Source organism: Burkholderia sp. BCC1644 (genome assembly GCF_902833225.1).
Lineage (GTDB): Bacteria > Pseudomonadota > Gammaproteobacteria > Burkholderiales > Burkholderiaceae > Burkholderia.
In genome coordinates this window covers 107,025-123,212 of the sequence record NZ_CADFEI010000020.1, presented here as the reverse complement: position 1 = coordinate 123,212, position 16,188 = coordinate 107,025, and the positions used below count along the sequence as shown (strand labels likewise).

Below are 16,188 nucleotides of genomic sequence, written 5' to 3'. Positions count from 1 at the left end.
TTCGTTTGTGGTGGGTATCGCGTGTCGTTGGCGGCGTGTCCGGCAGCATTCGCAGGGGCATGATAAAATCCGTGCCCGCTCAATGACTTAGCGCATCGCTTCATGCGCACGGCAGGCTGCGAGTCGCGCGCCGCCGTGGCGCGCGGCAACGATGCTGCGCGATGGGCGGTATAAGCGCACCGCCGCGTTCGCGGCCGACCGCGCTGCCTATACTGGTCGAGCCGGCGCAGGCCGGCCGCGTCGGGCCGCCCGGCGGCAGCCGGCCTTGGGGCGCAGCGCGACGCGAGCCTACACATTCACGGAGTATCACGGTGATTCGGACAGACGCTAAAGACGGCGCGCTCGTGTTGTTTTCCGGCGGGCAGGATTCGGCCACGTGCGTGGCATGGGCCCTCGAACGCTACCAGACGGTCGAGACGCTCGGCTTCGATTACGGCCAGCGGCATCGCGTCGAGCTCGAATGTCGCGAAGGCGTGCGCGAAGCACTGAAGCGCGATTTTCCCGCATGGTCGGACCGGCTCGGCGACGATCACATGATCGACCTGTCGGTGCTCGGCGCGATCAGCGATACCGCGATGACGCGCACGATCGAGATCGAGACGACCGCGAACGGCCTGCCGAATACGTTCGTGCCCGGTCGCAACCTGATGTTCATGACGATCGCCGCGGCGATCGCCTATCGTCGCGGCTTGCGCGTGCTGGTCGGCGGGATGTGCGAGACGGACTTCTCGGGCTATCCCGACTGCCGCGACGACACGATGAAGGCGCTGCAGGTCGCGCTGAACCTCGGCATGGACACGCGCATGGTGCTCGAGACGCCGCTGATGTGGCTCGACAAGGCGCAGACGTGGCAGCTCGCCGAGCAGCTCGGCGGCGAGGCGCTCGTCGAACTGATCCGCGTCGAGACGCACACGTGCTACGTGGGCGAGCGCGCGGAACTGCACGACTGGGGCTTCGGCTGCGGCGAATGCCCGGCCTGCAAGCTGCGCAAGCGCGGCTACGAGGCTTACCTGAAGGGCGAGCGGGTGACCGAAGCGCCGCTGTGACGCGGGTGCGCCGGCGGCACCGAATGAATAACGGATTCTGATCGACAACGAGCGGCGCGAGCCGGACGAAGCACGATGACTTACGCGGTCAAGGAAATTTTCTACACGTTGCAGGGCGAAGGCGCGAATGCGGGCCGGCCCGCCGTGTTCTGCCGGTTTGCCGGCTGCAACCTGTGGTCGGGCCGCGAAGAGGATCGTGCGGAGGCCGTGTGCCGCTTCTGCGATACCGACTTCGTCGGCACCGACGGCGAGAACGGCGGCAAGTTCAAGGATGCCGAAGCGCTCGTCGCGACGATCGCTAGCCTGTGGCCGGAGGGCGAGGCGCATCGCTTCGTCGTCTGCACGGGCGGCGAGCCGATGCTGCAGCTCGACCAGCCGCTCGTCGACGCGCTGCACGCGGCCGGTTTCGAGATCGCGATCGAGACCAACGGTTCGGTGCCGGTGCTCGAATCGATCGACTGGATCTGCGTGAGCCCGAAGGCCGACGCGCCGCTCGTCGTCACGAAGGGCAACGAGCTGAAAGTCGTGATCCCGCAGGACAACCAGCGGCTGGCCGACTATGCGAAGCTCGACTTCGAGTACTTCCTGGTCCAGCCGATGGACGGCCCGTCGCGCGACCTCAATACGAAGCTCGCGATCGACTGGTGCAAGCGTCATCCGCAGTGGCGGCTGTCGATGCAGACCCACAAATATCTGAACATTCCCTGAGCCACGGCTTTTGACATCGTGCTGATTACCCGAAAACTCGAATTCGACGCGGGCCACCGCATCCCCGATCACCGCAGCCAGTGCAGGAACCTGCACGGCCATCGCTACGTGCTCGAAATCACGCTGCGCGGCGATCTCGTCGATACCGAGGGGGCGCCCGACCGCGGCATGGTGATGGATTTCGCCGACGTGAAGGCGCTTGCGATGGAGCACCTCGTCAGCAAGTGGGACCACGCGTTCCTGGTCTATGCGCGCGACGAAGTCGTGCGCTCGTTCCTCGAGCAGATGGCCGACCACAAGACCGTCGTGATCGACCGGATCCCGACCGTCGAGAACCTCGCGGCGATCGCGTTCGACCTCCTCGCGAACGTGTACGACGCGCACTACGGCGTGAATCTGCGCCTCGAGCGCGTACGCCTGTACGAAACGCCGAACTGCTGGGCCGACGTCGAGCGCCAGCCCGGCCGCTGATCCGCCTTCCTGGCAGCCCGCGCCGGCCGGCGCGGGCTGCCTGCCATCGTGCCGCGCGGCTTCGATCCGCGCCGGCGCAGCTTCCCGCCTGTTCCCACATTCCGCGTAACGCCGCGCTATGATCGTTGAGTGGCACCGGACAATCCGCCCGTGCGCCGTCGCACGGCGCGCGCTGTCAGATCCGCTGCCCGTCGCCGACTAACGTTCCAGGGCGCGATCCCGGTGTCGCCGCCGTGCTGCGCTGCACGACGTGTCGTGTCCCGCGTCGCCTGTTGCTTGTCCCGTTCGATTGCCGTTCCGTCCAGGAGGCCGTATCGATGAGCACGCTCACCAATTCCCTCAAACAACGCCTGCGTGACGGCGACGATCCGCTGTACGGCCTGTGGCTGTCGCTCGGCAGTGAATCGGCCGCGGAAGCGCTCGCGCATGCCGGCTACGACTGGCTCTGCATCGACATGGAGCACGCGCCGAACGACAGCCGCGACGTGGCCTCGCAGCTGCGTGCGATCGCGGCCGCGCACCTGCCGAGCGAGCCCGTCGTGCGCGTGCCGGCGCGCGAGCCGTGGCTCGTGAAGCGCGCGCTCGACGCCGGCGCACGCACGCTGATGTTTCCGTCCATCGAGACGCCCGACGAAGCCGCGCACGCGGTGCGGCTCACGCGCTATCCGTCGCCCGATTCGCCCGACGGGCTGCGCGGCGTCGCGGGCATGGTGCGCGCGGCGGCATTCGGCATGCGCCGCGATTACGTGCAGACGGCCAACGCGCAGGTCGCGGTGATCGTGCAGATCGAATCGGCGCGCGGTGTCGACGAGGTCGAGCGGATCGCGGCGACGCCGGGCGTCGACTGCCTGTTCGTCGGCCCGGCCGATCTCGCGGCGAGCCTCGGGCATCTCGGTGACATCCGCCACCCGGACGTCGAAACCGCGATGGCGCGCGTGCTCGCGGCCGGCAGGCAGGCCGGCGTCGCGGTCGGCATCTTCGCGGGCGATACGGCGGCTGCACGCCAGTACCGCGAGGCCGGTTACCGGATGATCTCGGTGTCGGCGGACGTGAGCTGGTTGTTGCGCGCGACGCGGCAGGCGCTGCAGGAGGTACGGTCATGAACGGCGGTGACGGTGCGTGCCGCGGGCGCGCGCGGATCGGTGTGATGTTCGGCCTGTGGGCCCTGTGTGTCGCGGCGGTCGCGCAGGGCGCGCCGCAAGAGAAGCCCGATCCGTCGCGCGAGACGCAATCGGCGGTCGCCGACTACAACGCCGGTGACTATCGCGCGGCGCTGGTGCAGTTCCACGACGCGGCCGAGCGCGGCGATCGTCTCGCGCAATTCAACTACGCGATGATGCTGCTGACGGGCGAAGGCGTGACCGCGAACGTCGACGAAGGGTTGCGCTGGCTGAAGCGCGCGGCCGACGCGAACATGTCGCATGCGCAGTACGTGTACGGCCGGATGTTCGACGACGGCGAGTTCGTCGCGCGCAATCCGGTCGAAGCGCACCGCTGGTTCCTGCGCGCGGCGAAGCAGGGGCACGTGCAGGCCGCGCTGTCGCTCGCGAACCAGTTCCTCGACGGGCGCGGCACGCCGCGCGACAACCGGCAGGCGTTCGCGTGGTACAAGCAGGCCGCCGACGCGGGCGAGCCGACCGCGCAGTACGTGACCGCGTCGTTCTACGAGCGCGGCGGCGACGGCGTCGCGCAGAACCTGAACATCGCGCGGGCATATTACGCGGCGGCGGCCGCACAGGGCGACGAGACGGCCGGGCTGAAATTCAAGGAGCTGAGCGCACGGCTGAAGTCGCAGGGGCCGGCGTCGGGCGGCGGGGCGGAGCCGGGCGGGCCGCATGCGCCGCCGCAGTGAGCGCACGCGGCGTTCGGTCCGCCCGATGAAAAACGGCGCCCAGGGGCGCCGTTTTCCTTGACTGCGGTGCAGGCCGCGCGGTCAGCTCTTCATCAGCCGCCGCTGCCGCCCGACGCTCATGATCATCCCGATCGCGATGCCGAGCGTCGTGAGCGCGGTGCCGCCGTAACTCATGAACGGCAGCGGCACGCCGACGACCGGCAGCACGCCGCTCACCATTCCGATGTTGACGAACGCGTAGACGAAGAACGCGAGCGTGAGCGAGCCCGCGAGCAGGCGGCCGAACAGCGTCGCGCCCTGCGCGGCGATGTAGAGCCCGCGCGCGATCAGCGCCATGTACAGCGTCAGCAGCACGAGCCCGCCGACGAGCCCCCATTCCTCCGAGAACACCGCGAAGATGAAGTCGGTGTGCTTTTCGGGAATGAATTCGAGGTGCGCCTGCGTGCCTTTCAGGTAGCCCTTGCCGAGTACGCCGCCCGAGCCGATCGCGATCACGGCCTGGATCGTGTGGAAGCCCTTGCCGAGCGGATCGGAGGTCGGGTCGAGCAGCGTGCACACGCGGTGCTTCTGGTAGTCGTGCATCAGCGGCCACTGCACTTCGGGCTGGCAGATGCGCTGCTCGAACACGGCGATCGAGCCGACCGCGATCACGCCCGCGACGAGCACCGGCACGATCAGCTTGAACGACAGGCCGGCGAGGTAGATCACGAAGAAACCGGCCGCGAACACGAGCAGGCCCGTGCCGAGGTCGGGCTGCTTCGCGATCAGCCCGACCGGCACCATCAGGATCCCGAACGCGGCGAGGAAGTCGTACCAGCGCACCCCGCCCTCGCGGCGCTGGTAGTACCACGCGAGCATCAGCGGTGTCGCGATCTTGAGGATTTCAGACGGCTGGATCACGACGCCGACGTTCAGCCAGCGCTTTGCCCCCTTCTTGGTCATCCCGAACAGCGCGACGGCAATCAGCAGCGCGACCCCGAACGTGTAGAGCGGGACCGCGAAGCGCATCAGCGTGGTCGGCGGGATGTTGGCGATCACCCACATCAGCACGAACGTCAGCAGGATGTTGCGCAACTGGTCCTCTACGCGGCCCGGCATGTCGATCGCCGCGCTGTACAGCGTGACGATGCCGACGCACAGCAGCAGGAACACGATGAGGGCGAGCGGGCGGTCGAAGCCCGCGAACATCTGCTTGATCTTGTCGAGCCAGGCGCGCTTGTCGAATTGCATGCCTTTCTCCGTTAATGAGCGGTGCCGGCGTCCGCCGCTTTCGCGGGGGCCGTCGCACGGTGGTTGTCGTCCCGCGGCGTGGCGACGAGCGGCTGCGCGTCGCTGGCGGGGCGGCGCGGCCGGTGCGGGCGCCGGATCGGCGGCAGGCTCGCGGCCCTCGGCGCCGCGGCGCTCGCGTCGGCCGGCTGGGCCGCGCTGGCGCCGGCCGCGTCCGATGCGGCGGCCGCGGACGCAGCCGATGCCGCATCCGCCGCGCTGGCCGCGTTCGGCACGACCGGCTGCGGCAACGCCGTGAAGCCGGCCGCGACGGCGGCGGGCTTGGTCGCGTCGCCGATCACCGGCGCACTGATGGGTTCGGTCGCCGACGCGGCGGCCGCCACGGCCGCAGCCTCGTTCTTCGGGTTCTGGCGGTCGATCAGGTAGTAGTCGAGCACGCGGCGCGCGATCGGGCCCGCGGCCTGCGCGCCCCAGCCGCCGTTCTCGACGACCAGCGCGACGGCGATCTGCGGGTGGTCGACCGGCGCATACGCGATGAACAGCGCGTGGTCGCGCAGGTGCTCGGCGAGCAGGTGGCCCTTGTAGTTCGAGCCCTGCAGCGAGAACACCTGCGCGGTACCGGTCTTGCCGGCCGCGAGGTACGGCGCGCCGCGGAACACCTTGTATGCCGTGCCGGACGGGTTCTCGATCACGTTCTCCATGCCGCGCTTCACGACGTCGATGTCGGCCTGCTTGAGCGGGATCACTTCGCTTTCCTTCGGCACGGTCAGGTGGCGCCCGCGCGTGATCGGATCCTCGACTTCCTTCACGAGGTGAGGCTTCATCACGACGCCGTTGTTCGCGAGCGTCGCGGTCGCGTGTGCGAGCTGCAGGATCGTGAACGAGTTGTAGCCCTGGCCGATCCCGAGGCTGATCGTCTCGCCGTCGAACCACTTCTGCTGCGCGGCCTTCTTGAACGCCTTCTTCTTCCAGTCGGTCGACGGCAGGATCCCGCGCGCCTCGCCCTGGATGTCGATCCCGGTGATCTGGCCGAAGCCGAACGGCTTCATGAAGTTCGCGATCGAGTTCACGCCGAGGTCGCGCGCGAGCATGTAGAAGTAGGTGTCGTTCGACACCATGATCGCCTTGTTCATGTCGACCCAGCCCTGGCCGGAGCGCACGTCGTTGCGGAACGTGTGGCCGCCGAAGGTGAAGTAGCCGGGATCCTGGAAGCCCCAGCCCGGCGTGCGCTTGCCGAGCGTCAGGCCCGCGAGCGCCATGAACGGCTTGTACGTCGAGCCGGGCGGGTAGGTACCGTGCAGCGGGCGGTTCAGGAGCGGCTTGTCGGTCGAGTTGTTCAGCTCGTCCCAGGTCTGCTGGTCGATGCCGTCGACGAACGAATTCGGATCGAAGCTCGGCGACGACACGAAGGCGAGCACGTCGCCCGTCTTCGGCTCGATCGCGACGAGCGCGCCGCGCTTGCCGGCGAACGCCTGCTCGGCGGCCTGCTGCAGCCCGATGTCGAGCGACAGCACGAGGTTGTTGCCGGGCGTCGCCTGCGTGCGCGACAGCGTGCGCACCGGCCGGCCGCCGGCCGTCACCTCGACTTCCTCGAAGCCGGTCAGCCCGTGCAGCTCGGTTTCGTAGCTCTGCTCGACGCCGATCTTGCCGATGTAGTCGGTGCCCTTGTAGTTGTTCGCGTCGCGGCGCGGATCGTAGTTTTCCTGATCGCTGTCGTTGTCGTCGCTCATCGCGTCGATGCGATCCTGGTCGCGCTTCGAGATCCGGCCGATGTAGCCGATCACGTGCGCGGCCGTCATGCCGAGCGGGTACTGGCGGAACAGCCGCGCGCGCACGTCGACGCCGGGGAAGCGGAAGCGCTGCGCGGTGAAGCGCGCGACTTCCGCGTCGGTGAGCCGCGTGCGGATCGGCAGGCTCTCGAAGTTCTTCGAGTCTTCCTGCAGCTTCTTGAAGCGGCGGCGGTCGCGCGCGTCGATCGGGATGATCTCGGACAGCTTGTCGATCGTGTTGTCGAGCGTGTCGTCGAGCTTCGACGGCGTGATCTCGAGCGTGTACGCCGAATAGTTCTTCGCGAGGATCACGCCGTTGCGGTCGGTGATGATCCCGCGGTTCGGCACGATCGGCGCGACCGAGATGCGGTTTTCCTCGGCCTGCAGCGCGTATTTGCCGTGCTGCATCAGCTGCAGGTAGAAGAAGCGGCTCGCGAGCAGCCCGAAGCAGACGAACACGAACACGCCCGCCGCCGCGACGCGCAGGCGGAACTTCGAGAGCTGCTGTTGGGTGTCGTTGAATTCGGTCATGCGGTTACAGTCGATCCGGCCCGCGCGGGCGGGCGAGGTGCCGCCCCTGGGCGCAACGGGCGTGGGGGCGGCGGGTATTCAAGGTCGGTCCGGCTCAGATGGGGCGCGTATCGTCCGGGTCGACCGGGCGGCGTTGCGGCATCAGCAGCAGGTGGCTCGCGATCGGCCACAGCGCGGCTTCGACGAAGCCGTCGACGAGGTAGCGCCAGCCGGGGAACGCGGCGCCCATCACGAGACGGATCACGAACGGCACGAGCTGCGCGACGACGAGCAGCGGCGTGACATACAGCACCTGCACGCCGATCGGCATCCACAGCACGCGGCGGTGGATCGTGATCGCGCCGTACGACAGCAACGTATAGGCGAGCGCGTGCTCGCCGAGCAGCCCCGCGTCATGCACGTCCATCAGGATGCCGAGCAGGAACGCGACGCCCATCCCGACCTTGCGCGGCTGGTGGATGTTCCAGAACAGCAGCACGAGCGCGACGAAGTCGGGCACGCCGGGCAGGCGGCCCCACGGCATCAGGTTCAGCAGGAACGCGGCGGCGAGGCTGAAGACGATGAAGTACGGATTGACCGGCTGCAGGATGTATTGCGGGCGGTTCATCGCTGGGCTCCTGGTTGCCCCGCCGCGGGCTTCGCGGGCGCGGTGGCCGGTTTGCCGGAGGCGGCGGGCGCCGCTGGCGCAGGCTTCGCGGCGGGCTGGGCCGCGGCGGCCGGCTTCGCGTTCGCGTCGGCCTTGTCTGCCTTCTCGCCCTTCGCGGCGGCTTTCGCGCCCTTCTTGCCCTTCGCGTTCTTCTCGGCGGCCGGATCGGGCTCGGCCGGGCGCGGCGGGATGTCGTTCTGGTAATGCAGCACGAGCATCTGGCGCGCGCCGCGCACGGCGGCGATCGGCGCGCAGGTCACGCGCGCGAAGGCGGTATCGGCGAGCTTGTCGACGCGCGCGACCTTCGCGACCGGCAGGCCGGGCGGATAGACGCCGTCGAGGCCGCTCGTGACGAGCTCGTCGCCGGCGACGAGATCCGCGCTCGTCGGCACGAAGCGCAGATCGAGCGAATCGCCCTTCGGCGTGCCGTAGATCACGCTGCGCAGGCCGGTGCGCAGCACTTGCACGGGAATCGCGAGATCGCGGTCGGTGACCAGCGTGACTTCGGCCTGCAGCGGGAACACGCGCGTGACCTGGCCGATCACGCCGTCTTCGCTGACGACGGGCGAGCCGTTCTGGATGCCCTGCTGCGAACCTTGCCCGATCACGATTTTCTGCGTGAACGGATCGCTGGTGTCGTACTGGATCTCGACCGGCGTCGATTGCGTCGCGATGTGCTGGCGCAGCTCGAGCACCGCGCGCAGGTGCGCGTTTTCCTGCGTGAGCACGGCGGCCTGGTTGGCCTGCGTGGACAGCTGCAGGTTGCGTTTGCGGAGATCGTCGTTCTCGTGGCGCAGCGATGCGCCGGTGACGGCGATGTCGGCCGCGCCCATGAACAGGTCGCGCGGCACGAGCGCCGCGCGCTGCAGCGGATAGAGCACGGTGCCGAGCACGCCGCGGAGGATTTCGAGCGTGCTGAAGCGCGCGTCCGATACGAGGAGCGCGATGGCGAGGGCAACGAAGAAGATGAGCCGCGCGAGCGCGGGCGGACCTTGCTTGAAGAGGGGCGGCGGACTGTATTCCATGGTCGGCGCCGGGCGCGTGGGATCGGTTAAATGATGCTCAGACGCGCAAACGGCGCGGCGGTTCGTTCTGAATGAGCGAGCCGGCCACGCCGCGGGTGCGTCATGTCAACGAAACTGGGGGGCTGTTTTCTCATGAAACGTGCGTGCGTTGCCCCGAAACGGGCCGCTCGCAAGGAGCATGACGCAGCGAGCGGCCCGTTTCGGGGCAACCCCAAATTTAAAATTCATTCCACGGGAATGCCCGAAATCGGCCGCATGGCGGCGTCGTTCGTCGCTTGTTTGGCGCGGCCAAACGGCGCTCCTCACTTCTTGCCCTGCGACCGATTTCGGGCATTCGCACGTACGTTTCATGGGAAAACAGCCCCCTAGACGATCACTCGTACGAGAAGATGCTGCCCAGCTTGTCCATGCGCTCGAGCGCCATGCCCGAACCGCGCACGACGCAGGTGAGCGGATCTTCGGCGACGAGCACCGGCAGGCCGGTTTCTTCCGCCAGCAGGCGATCGAGGTCGCGCAGCAGCGCACCGCCGCCCGTCAGCATCATCCCGCGTTCGGCGATGTCGGCGCCGAGTTCCGGCGGCGTCTGTTCGAGCGCGATCTTCACCGACGACACGATCTGGTTCAGCGGATCGGTCAGCGCTTCGAGGATTTCGTTGCTGGAGATCGTGAAGCTGCGCGGGATGCCTTCCGACAGGTTGCGGCCCTTCACTTCCATTTCCTTGACTTCGGAGCCCGGGAACGCGGAGCCGATTTCCTTCTTGATCGCCTCGGCGGTCTGTTCGCCGATCAGCATGCCGTAGTTGCGGCGGATGTAGTTGACGATCGCCTCGTCGAACTTGTCGCCGCCGACGCGGACCGAACCCTTGTACACGATGCCGCCGAGCGAGATCACGCCGACTTCGGTCGTGCCGCCGCCGATGTCGACGACCATCGAGCCGGTGGCTTCCGACACCGGCAGGCCCGCGCCGATCGCGGCCGCCATCGGCTCCTCGATCAGGTAGACCTGCGATGCGCCGGCGCCGTGTGCGGCTTCCTTGATCGCGCGGCGCTCGACCTGGGTCGAGCCGCACGGCACGCAGATGATGATGCGCGGCGACGGCGAGAACATGCGCGATTCGTGAGCGGTCTTGATGAACTGCTTGATCATCTGCTCGGTGACGGTGAAGTCGGCGATCACGCCGTCCTTCATCGGGCGGATCGCCTCGATGTTGCCCGGCACCTTGCCGAGCATCTGCTTGGCTTCCTTGCCGACCGCCTGGATCGTCTTCTTGCCGTTGGGGCCGCCTTCCTGGCGGATCGACACGACGGACGGCTCATCGAGCACGATGCCCTTGCCGCGCATGTAGATCAGGGTGTTTGCGGTGCCGAGGTCGATCGCGAGATCGTTGGAGAAGTAGCTGCGCAAAAAACCGAACATTCAGAATCCTGTTTCGCTCTGGGCCGGCCCTGCATAGCGAGCGCTGAGGGCGGCAGCGGAAAAAATAACAGCCTCGGGAAGCGTGGCGGAAGCGGCCGCCGCGGCGCACGAAGCTGCGAGTGATGTCTACCGGGGATCGCACGATGCACGCACGGCTTGCCGAAGTGAGGCGAAACGGTGCGGGAAAAGGCTGCCGGGTTTGGGTCGAACGCGTAATGATACCTTATAATTTCACGGTATTTGAATCGAAACGGGTGGTATTTTTGCCGCTTCGGCCCCGATTTTTGAGGGTGGGATCGCACCCTCCAACCCCCCGCCGCAGCGCTGCTTTTGATGCGCTGCGCAGCCTTGTTTTTCCGGTGATCGCATGGCCCTGACCCTGACCGATGTGAAACGCATCGCGCACCTGGCGCGACTCGAAATGGCCGACGCCGACGCCGAGCACATGCTCGGCCAGCTCAATGAATTCTTCGGCCTCGTCGAGCAGATGCAGGCGGTCGATACCGCCGGCATCGCGCCGCTCGCCCACCCGATCGAACAGATCCAGGAAGTCGCGCAGCGCCTGCGCGACGACGCCGTGACGGAAGTCGTCAATCGCGACGACAACCAGCGTCCGGCGCCGGCCGTCCAGGACGGCCTCTATCTCGTGCCGAAGGTGATCGAGTAAGCATTCGATGACAAGCGCGCCGCCGCCTTCGCGCCGCGCGCGACCCAGAATTCCCAGGAAAACCACTCAATGCACGCAAAAAGCCTGACCGAACTGCGCGCCGCGCTCGCCGCCAAGGAATGCTCGGCCGTCGAGCTCGCGCAGCACTACCTGAAACGGATCGACGCCGCACGCGACCTGAACGCGTTCGTCCACGTCGACGCCGATCTGACCCTCGCGCAGGCGAAAGCCGCCGACGCGGAGCTCGCGCGCGGCGCGGGCGGCGCGCTCACCGGCCTGCCGATCGCGCACAAGGACGTCTTCGTCACGCGCGGCTGGCACTCGACCGCCGGCTCGAAGATGCTCGCGAATTACGAGAGCCCGTTCGACGCGACCGTCGTCGCCCGCCTGCAGGCGGCCGGCATGGTCACGCTCGGCAAGACCAACATGGACGAGTTCGCGATGGGCTCGTCGAACGAGAATTCGGCTTTCGGCGCGGTGAAGAACCCGTGGGACACGAACGCGGTGCCGGGCGGCAGCTCGGGCGGCAGCTCGGCCGCCGTCGCCGCGCGCCTCGCGCCGGCCGCAACCGGCACCGACACCGGCGGCTCGATCCGCCAGCCCGCGTCGTTCGCGGGCGTGACGGGCATCAAGCCGACCTACGGCCGGGTGTCGCGCTACGGGATGATCGCGTTCGCGTCGTCGCTCGACCAGGGCGGCCCGATGGCGCAGAGCGCGTCCGACTGCGCGCTGCTGCTGAACGCGATGGCCGGCTTCGACGAGCGCGACTCGACGAGCCTCGAGCGCGACGACGAAGATTTCACGCGCCACCTCGGCCAGCCGTGGGCAGCCGGCAACGACGCGGGCAAGCCGCTCGCGGGCCTGCGCATCGGTTTGCCGAACGAATATTTCGGCGAAGGCCTCGCCGACGACGTGCGCGCGACGATCGACGCCGCACTGAAGCAGTATGAAGCGCTCGGCGCGACGCTCGTGCCGGTGTCGCTGCCGAAGACGGAACTGTCGATCCCCGTGTATTACGTGATCGCGCCGGCGGAAGCGTCGTCGAACCTGTCGCGTTTCGACGGCGTGCGCTTCGGCCATCGCGCCGCGCAGTACGGCGACCTGCTCGACATGTACAAGAAGTCGCGCGCCGAAGGCTTCGGCCCCGAGGTGAAGCGCCGGATTCTGGTCGGCGCGTACGTGCTGTCGCACGGCTACTACGACGCGTACTACCTGCAGGCGCAGAAGATCCGCCGCATCATCGCGAACGATTTCCAGGAAGCGTTCAAGTCGTGCGACGTGATCATGGGCCCGGCGTCGCCGACGGTCGCATGGGATCTTGGCGCGAAGGGCGACGATCCGGTGCAGATGTATCTCGCGGATATCTACACGCTGTCGGTGAGCCTCGCCGGCCTGCCCGGCATGAGCGTGCCGTGCGGCTTCGGCGCGGGCGCGAACGCGAAGCGCCCGGTCGGCCTGCAGATCATCGGCAACTATTTCAACGAAGCCCGGATGCTGCAGGTCGCCGACGCGTTCCAGCGCGCGACCGACTGGCACAAGCAAGTTCCGGCAGGGGTGTAAGCAATGACTACGCAATGGGAAGTCGTTATCGGTCTCGAGACGCACGCGCAACTGTCGACCGTCTCGAAGATTTTCTCGGGCGCGTCGACGCAGTTCGGCGCCGAGCCGAACACGCAGGCCTGCCCGGTCGACCTGGCGCTGCCGGGCGTGCTGCCGGTGTTGAACCGCGGCGCGGTCGAACGCGCGATCCGCTTCGGTCTCGCGATTGGCTCGACCATCGCGCCGCGCAGCATCTTCGCGCGCAAGAATTACTTCTACCCCGATCTGCCGAAGGGTTACCAGATCAGCCAGTACGAGATTCCGGTCGTGCAGGGCGGCCAGATCACGATCCAGGTGCCCGCCAACGAGAAGGCCGGCAAGGCAGCGTACGAGAAGACCGTCAACCTGACCCGCGCGCACCTCGAGGAGGATGCGGGCAAGTCGCTGCATGAAGACTTCGCCGGGATGACGGGGATCGACCTGAACCGCGCGGGCACGCCGCTGCTCGAGATCGTCACCGAGCCGGAAATGCGCAGCGCGGCCGAAGCCGTTGCGTACGCGAAGGCGCTGCACGGTCTCGTCGTGTGGCTCGGCATCTGCGACGGCAACATGCAGGAAGGCTCGTTCCGCTGCGATGCGAACGTGTCGGTGCGTCCGGTCGGCCAGGAGAAGTTCGGCACGCGCGCGGAAATCAAGAACCTGAACTCGTTCCGGTTCCTCGAGGAAGCGATCAACTTCGAAGTCCGTCGCCAGATCGAGCTGATCGAGGACGGCGGCGAAGTCGTGCAGGAAACGCGCCTGTACGATCCGGACAAGCGCGAGACGCGTTCGATGCGCAGCAAGGAAGACGCGCACGATTACCGTTATTTCCCCGACCCCGACCTGATGCCGCTCGTGATCGGCCAGGACTGGATCGAGCGCGTGCAGTCCGGCATGCCCGAGTTGCCGGCCGCGATCCAGCAGCGCTTCGTCGACGAGTACGGCGTGTCCGCGTATGACGCGGGTGTGCTGACGTCGAGCAAGGCGATGGCCGCCTACTTCGAATCGGTGGTCGCGAAGGCCGGTGCGGCGAACGCGAAGATCGTCGCGAACTGGCTGATGGGCGACGTGTCGTCGCAGCTGAACCGCGACGGCATCGAGATCGACGCGATCCCCGTGTCGGCTGCGCAGCTCGCGCTGTTGCTGCAGCGCATCGCCGACGGCACGATCTCGAACAAGATCGCGAAGGAAATCTTCGCGACGATCTGGGACGAGAAGGCGACCGACGAAGGCGCGGCCGACCGCATCATCGACGCGAAGGGGCTGAAGCAGATCTCCGATACCGGCGCGCTGGAAGCGATCATCGACGAAGTGCTCGCGGCGAACGCGAAGTCGGTCGAGGAATTCCGCGCTGGCAAGGAAAAGGCGTTCAACGCGCTGATCGGCCAGGCGATGAAGGCCACGAAGGGCAAGGCCAATCCGCAGCAGGTCAACGAACTGCTGAAGAAGAAGCTCGGCTGAGCATGACCGCGCGCCAGAACCGCGCTTGACGGCGGGCCGCTCCGAACCAGTTCGGGGCGGCCCGTTGCGTTTGGTGGATGCGTTATCGTATGCACCACACCGTCCAACGGAGGAACGAATGGCGAAACAACCGTCGCTCGACGATTTCCGCGTGCCGTACAGCACGCGCGAGAAGGAAGCCGCCGCATTCAAGCTCGATGCGTTCGACCCGGCCGCGAAGCCGTTTTCGTCCGGCTCGAAGGACGCCGACCGCGAACGGCTGTCGGCCGTGTCGACCGAACTCGACACGCAGCAGGAGCGCCTGCACACGCAGCAGAAGAAGCGCGTGCTGCTTGTGCTGCAGGGGATGGACACCAGCGGCAAGGACGGCACCGTGCGCGCGGTGTTCCGCGACGTCGATCCGCTCGGCCTGCGGATCGTGCCGTTCAAGGCGCCGACGCCGATCGAGGCCGCGCACGACTTCCTGTGGCGCGTGCACGCACAGGTGCCGGCCGCGGGCGAGCTCGCGATCTTCAACCGCAGCCACTATGAAGACGTGCTCGTGCCGCGCGTGCTCGACCTGATCGACGCGAAGGAGTGCGAGCGCCGCTACCGGCAGATCCGCGATTTCGAGACGATGCTGTCCGAGAACGGCACGACGATCATCAAGTGCTTCCTGCACATCTCGAAGGACGAGCAGCGCGAGCGGCTGCAGGCGCGTATCGATGATCCGACCAAGCACTGGAAGTTCGACATCTCCGATCTCGATGCGCGCAAGCACTGGGACGCGTACCAGTCCGCGTACCGCGACGCACTCGCCGCGACGTCGGCCGAGCATGCGCCGTGGTACGTGATCCCGGCGGATTCGAAGACGCACCGCAACGTGATGATCGCCGAGCTGCTGCTGCGCGCGATGACCGACATGAAGCTGGAATTCCCGCCGCCGAAGCCCGAGCTCGAAGGCGTGAAGATCCGTTAAGCTGCCACCCTGTAAAAACATCGAATTGAACGGAACCCGACATGATGCGAGTGATTACCGCCAACCTGAACGGCATCCGCTCCGCCGCGAAGAAGGGCTTCTTCGACTGGCTCGGCGAACAGAACGCCGATTGCGTGTGCGTGCAGGAAATCAAGGTCTCGGCCGACGACCTGCCGGCCGAATTCGTCGAGCCGCACGGCTTCAAGAGCTATTTCCACCACGCCGAGAAGAAGGGCTACAGCGGCGCGGGCGTGTACAGCCGGCGCGAGCCCGATGACGTGATCATCGGCTTCGGCAGCAGCGAATTCGATTCCGAAGGGCGCTACGTCGAGGCGCGCTACGGCAAGCTGTCGGTCGTGTCGGTGTACGTGCCGTCCGGCTCGAGCGGCGAAGAGCGCCAGCAGGCGAAGTACCGCTTCATGGACGAATTCATGCCGCACCTCGCCCAGCTCAAGAAGAAGCGCGAAGTGATCCTGTGCGGCGACGTGAACATCGTCCACAAGGAAATCGACATCAAGAACTGGAAGAGCAACCAGAAGAACTCGGGCTGCCTGCCGGAAGAGCGCGAGTGGCTCACGAAGCTGTTCGACGATGTCGGCTACGTCGACGTGTTCCGCACGCTCGACCCGCGCGCCGAGCAGTATACGTGGTGGAGCAACCGCGGCCAGGCATACGCGAAGAACGTCGGGTGGCGGATCGACTACCAGATCGCGACGCCGGGCGTGGCCGGCACCGCGAAAAGCACATCGATCTTCAAGGACATCAAGTTCAGCGACCATGCGCCGCTGACGATCGACTACGACTACAAGAAGTGATTGGCGGCGCTGCGCCG

Annotated in this window: 15 protein-coding genes; 10 read left to right on the top strand and 5 right to left on the bottom strand. The window is 67.0% G+C overall.

Annotation, left to right across the window (positions count from 1 at the left end):
- Positions 1 to 311: 311 nt before the first annotated feature.
- The 5 genes from queC to HWX87_RS31155 all read left to right on the top strand — a co-directional run bounded on the left by queC (position 312) and on the right by HWX87_RS31155 (position 4,077).
- A complete protein-coding gene (gene queC / locus HWX87_RS31175) occupies positions 312 to 1,046 on the top strand; it encodes a 7-cyano-7-deazaguanine synthase QueC (protein ID WP_089426591.1) in 735 nt (244 codons plus the stop codon).
- A gap of 75 nt (positions 1,047 to 1,121) precedes the next feature.
- Entirely contained in the window at positions 1,122 to 1,754 is a 633-nt protein-coding gene (gene queE / locus HWX87_RS31170) for a 7-carboxy-7-deazaguanine synthase (protein WP_176050814.1), read from the top strand.
- 18 nt (positions 1,755 to 1,772) lie between these two features.
- Positions 1,773 to 2,225 (top strand): 6-carboxytetrahydropterin synthase QueD, encoded by a 453-nt coding sequence (queD, locus tag HWX87_RS31165; protein WP_006482561.1) that lies wholly within the window; start codon positions 1,773 to 1,775, stop codon positions 2,223 to 2,225.
- Positions 2,226 to 2,542: 317 nt separating this feature from the next.
- Positions 2,543 to 3,328: an HpcH/HpaI aldolase/citrate lyase family protein gene (locus HWX87_RS31160; RefSeq protein WP_176050813.1), complete on the top strand. Its 786-nt coding sequence runs from the start codon at positions 2,543 to 2,545 to the stop codon at positions 3,326 to 3,328.
- Positions 3,325 to 4,077, top strand: coding sequence for a tetratricopeptide repeat protein (locus HWX87_RS31155; RefSeq protein WP_176050812.1), 753 nt, complete (start codon positions 3,325 to 3,327; stop codon positions 4,075 to 4,077). The genes HWX87_RS31160 and HWX87_RS31155 overlap by 4 nt, the downstream gene beginning before the upstream one ends.
- Before the next feature lie 81 nt (positions 4,078 to 4,158).
- On the opposite strand, the gene rodA is transcribed toward HWX87_RS31155, so the two are convergent.
- The 5 genes from rodA to HWX87_RS31130 all read right to left on the bottom strand — a co-directional run bounded on the left by rodA (position 4,159) and on the right by HWX87_RS31130 (position 10,692).
- Positions 4,159 to 5,307 carry a rod shape-determining protein RodA gene (rodA, locus tag HWX87_RS31150; protein ID WP_176050811.1) on the bottom strand — a complete coding sequence of 383 codons (1,149 nt, stop codon included), beginning with the start codon at positions 5,305 to 5,307 and terminating at the stop codon, positions 4,159 to 4,161.
- Positions 5,308 to 5,318: 11 nt separating this feature from the next.
- Complete coding sequence (gene mrdA, locus HWX87_RS31145) at positions 5,319 to 7,604, bottom strand: penicillin-binding protein 2 (RefSeq protein WP_176050810.1); 2,286 nt, start codon at positions 7,602 to 7,604, stop codon at positions 5,319 to 5,321.
- Between the two features lie 94 nt (positions 7,605 to 7,698).
- Positions 7,699 to 8,211: a rod shape-determining protein MreD gene (mreD, locus tag HWX87_RS31140; RefSeq protein ID WP_176050809.1), complete on the bottom strand. Its 513-nt coding sequence runs from the start codon at positions 8,209 to 8,211 to the stop codon at positions 7,699 to 7,701.
- A complete protein-coding gene (mreC, locus tag HWX87_RS31135; RefSeq protein WP_176050808.1) occupies positions 8,208 to 9,275 on the bottom strand; it encodes a rod shape-determining protein MreC in 1,068 nt (355 codons plus the stop codon). The genes mreD and mreC overlap by 4 nt, the downstream gene beginning before the upstream one ends.
- 373 nt (positions 9,276 to 9,648) lie before the next feature.
- A complete protein-coding gene (locus HWX87_RS31130; RefSeq protein ID WP_004189550.1) occupies positions 9,649 to 10,692 on the bottom strand; it encodes a rod shape-determining protein in 1,044 nt (347 codons plus the stop codon).
- Positions 10,693 to 11,059: 367 nt separating this feature from the next.
- On the opposite strand from HWX87_RS31130, the gene gatC reads away from it, so the two are divergent.
- The 5 genes from gatC (at position 11,060) to HWX87_RS31105 (ending at position 16,171) form a co-directional block, all read left to right on the top strand.
- Positions 11,060 to 11,359, top strand: a complete 300-nt coding sequence (gatC, locus tag HWX87_RS31125; protein ID WP_006477478.1) for an Asp-tRNA(Asn)/Glu-tRNA(Gln) amidotransferase subunit GatC — start codon at positions 11,060 to 11,062, stop codon at positions 11,357 to 11,359.
- Between the two features lie 69 nt (positions 11,360 to 11,428).
- Positions 11,429 to 12,919 (top strand): Asp-tRNA(Asn)/Glu-tRNA(Gln) amidotransferase subunit GatA, encoded by a 1,491-nt coding sequence (gene gatA, locus HWX87_RS31120; protein WP_176050807.1) that lies wholly within the window; start codon positions 11,429 to 11,431, stop codon positions 12,917 to 12,919.
- Between the two features lie 3 nt (positions 12,920 to 12,922).
- Positions 12,923 to 14,398, top strand: a complete 1,476-nt coding sequence (gene gatB / locus HWX87_RS31115) for an Asp-tRNA(Asn)/Glu-tRNA(Gln) amidotransferase subunit GatB (RefSeq protein ID WP_176050806.1) — start codon at positions 12,923 to 12,925, stop codon at positions 14,396 to 14,398.
- A 118-nt stretch (positions 14,399 to 14,516) separates the two neighbouring features.
- Positions 14,517 to 15,356 (top strand): polyphosphate kinase 2 family protein, encoded by an 840-nt coding sequence (locus HWX87_RS31110; RefSeq protein WP_176050805.1) that lies wholly within the window; start codon positions 14,517 to 14,519, stop codon positions 15,354 to 15,356.
- A gap of 41 nt (positions 15,357 to 15,397) precedes the next feature.
- On the top strand, positions 15,398 to 16,171 hold the full coding sequence (locus HWX87_RS31105) for an exodeoxyribonuclease III (RefSeq protein WP_176050804.1): 774 nt from the start codon (positions 15,398 to 15,400) through the stop codon (positions 16,169 to 16,171).
- Positions 16,172 to 16,188 lie beyond the last annotated feature (17 nt).

Excerpts from the sequence above, each read along its gene's own strand:
- queE (WP_176050814.1), top strand. The coding sequence starts at position 1,122 with ATGACTTACGCGGTCAAGGAAATTTTCTACACGTTGCAGGGCGAAGGC.
- HWX87_RS31160 (WP_176050813.1), top strand. The coding sequence starts at position 2,543 with ATGAGCACGCTCACCAATTCCCTCAAACAACGCCTGCGTGACGGCGAC.
- HWX87_RS31155 (WP_176050812.1), top strand. The coding sequence starts at position 3,325 with ATGAACGGCGGTGACGGTGCGTGCCGCGGGCGCGCGCGGATCGGTGTG.
- rodA (WP_176050811.1), bottom strand. The coding sequence starts at position 5,307 with ATGCAATTCGACAAGCGCGCCTGGCTCGACAAGATCAAGCAGATGTTC.
- mrdA (WP_176050810.1), bottom strand. The coding sequence starts at position 7,604 with ATGACCGAATTCAACGACACCCAACAGCAGCTCTCGAAGTTCCGCCTG.
- mreD (WP_176050809.1), bottom strand. The coding sequence starts at position 8,211 with ATGAACCGCCCGCAATACATCCTGCAGCCGGTCAATCCGTACTTCATC.
- mreC (WP_176050808.1), bottom strand. The coding sequence starts at position 9,275 with ATGGAATACAGTCCGCCGCCCCTCTTCAAGCAAGGTCCGCCCGCGCTC.
- HWX87_RS31130 (WP_004189550.1), bottom strand. The coding sequence starts at position 10,692 with ATGTTCGGTTTTTTGCGCAGCTACTTCTCCAACGATCTCGCGATCGAC.
- gatC (WP_006477478.1), top strand. The coding sequence starts at position 11,060 with ATGGCCCTGACCCTGACCGATGTGAAACGCATCGCGCACCTGGCGCGA.
- gatA (WP_176050807.1), top strand. The coding sequence starts at position 11,429 with ATGCACGCAAAAAGCCTGACCGAACTGCGCGCCGCGCTCGCCGCCAAG.
- gatB (WP_176050806.1), top strand. The coding sequence starts at position 12,923 with ATGACTACGCAATGGGAAGTCGTTATCGGTCTCGAGACGCACGCGCAA.
- HWX87_RS31110 (WP_176050805.1), top strand. The coding sequence starts at position 14,517 with ATGGCGAAACAACCGTCGCTCGACGATTTCCGCGTGCCGTACAGCACG.
- HWX87_RS31105 (WP_176050804.1), top strand. The coding sequence starts at position 15,398 with ATGATGCGAGTGATTACCGCCAACCTGAACGGCATCCGCTCCGCCGCG.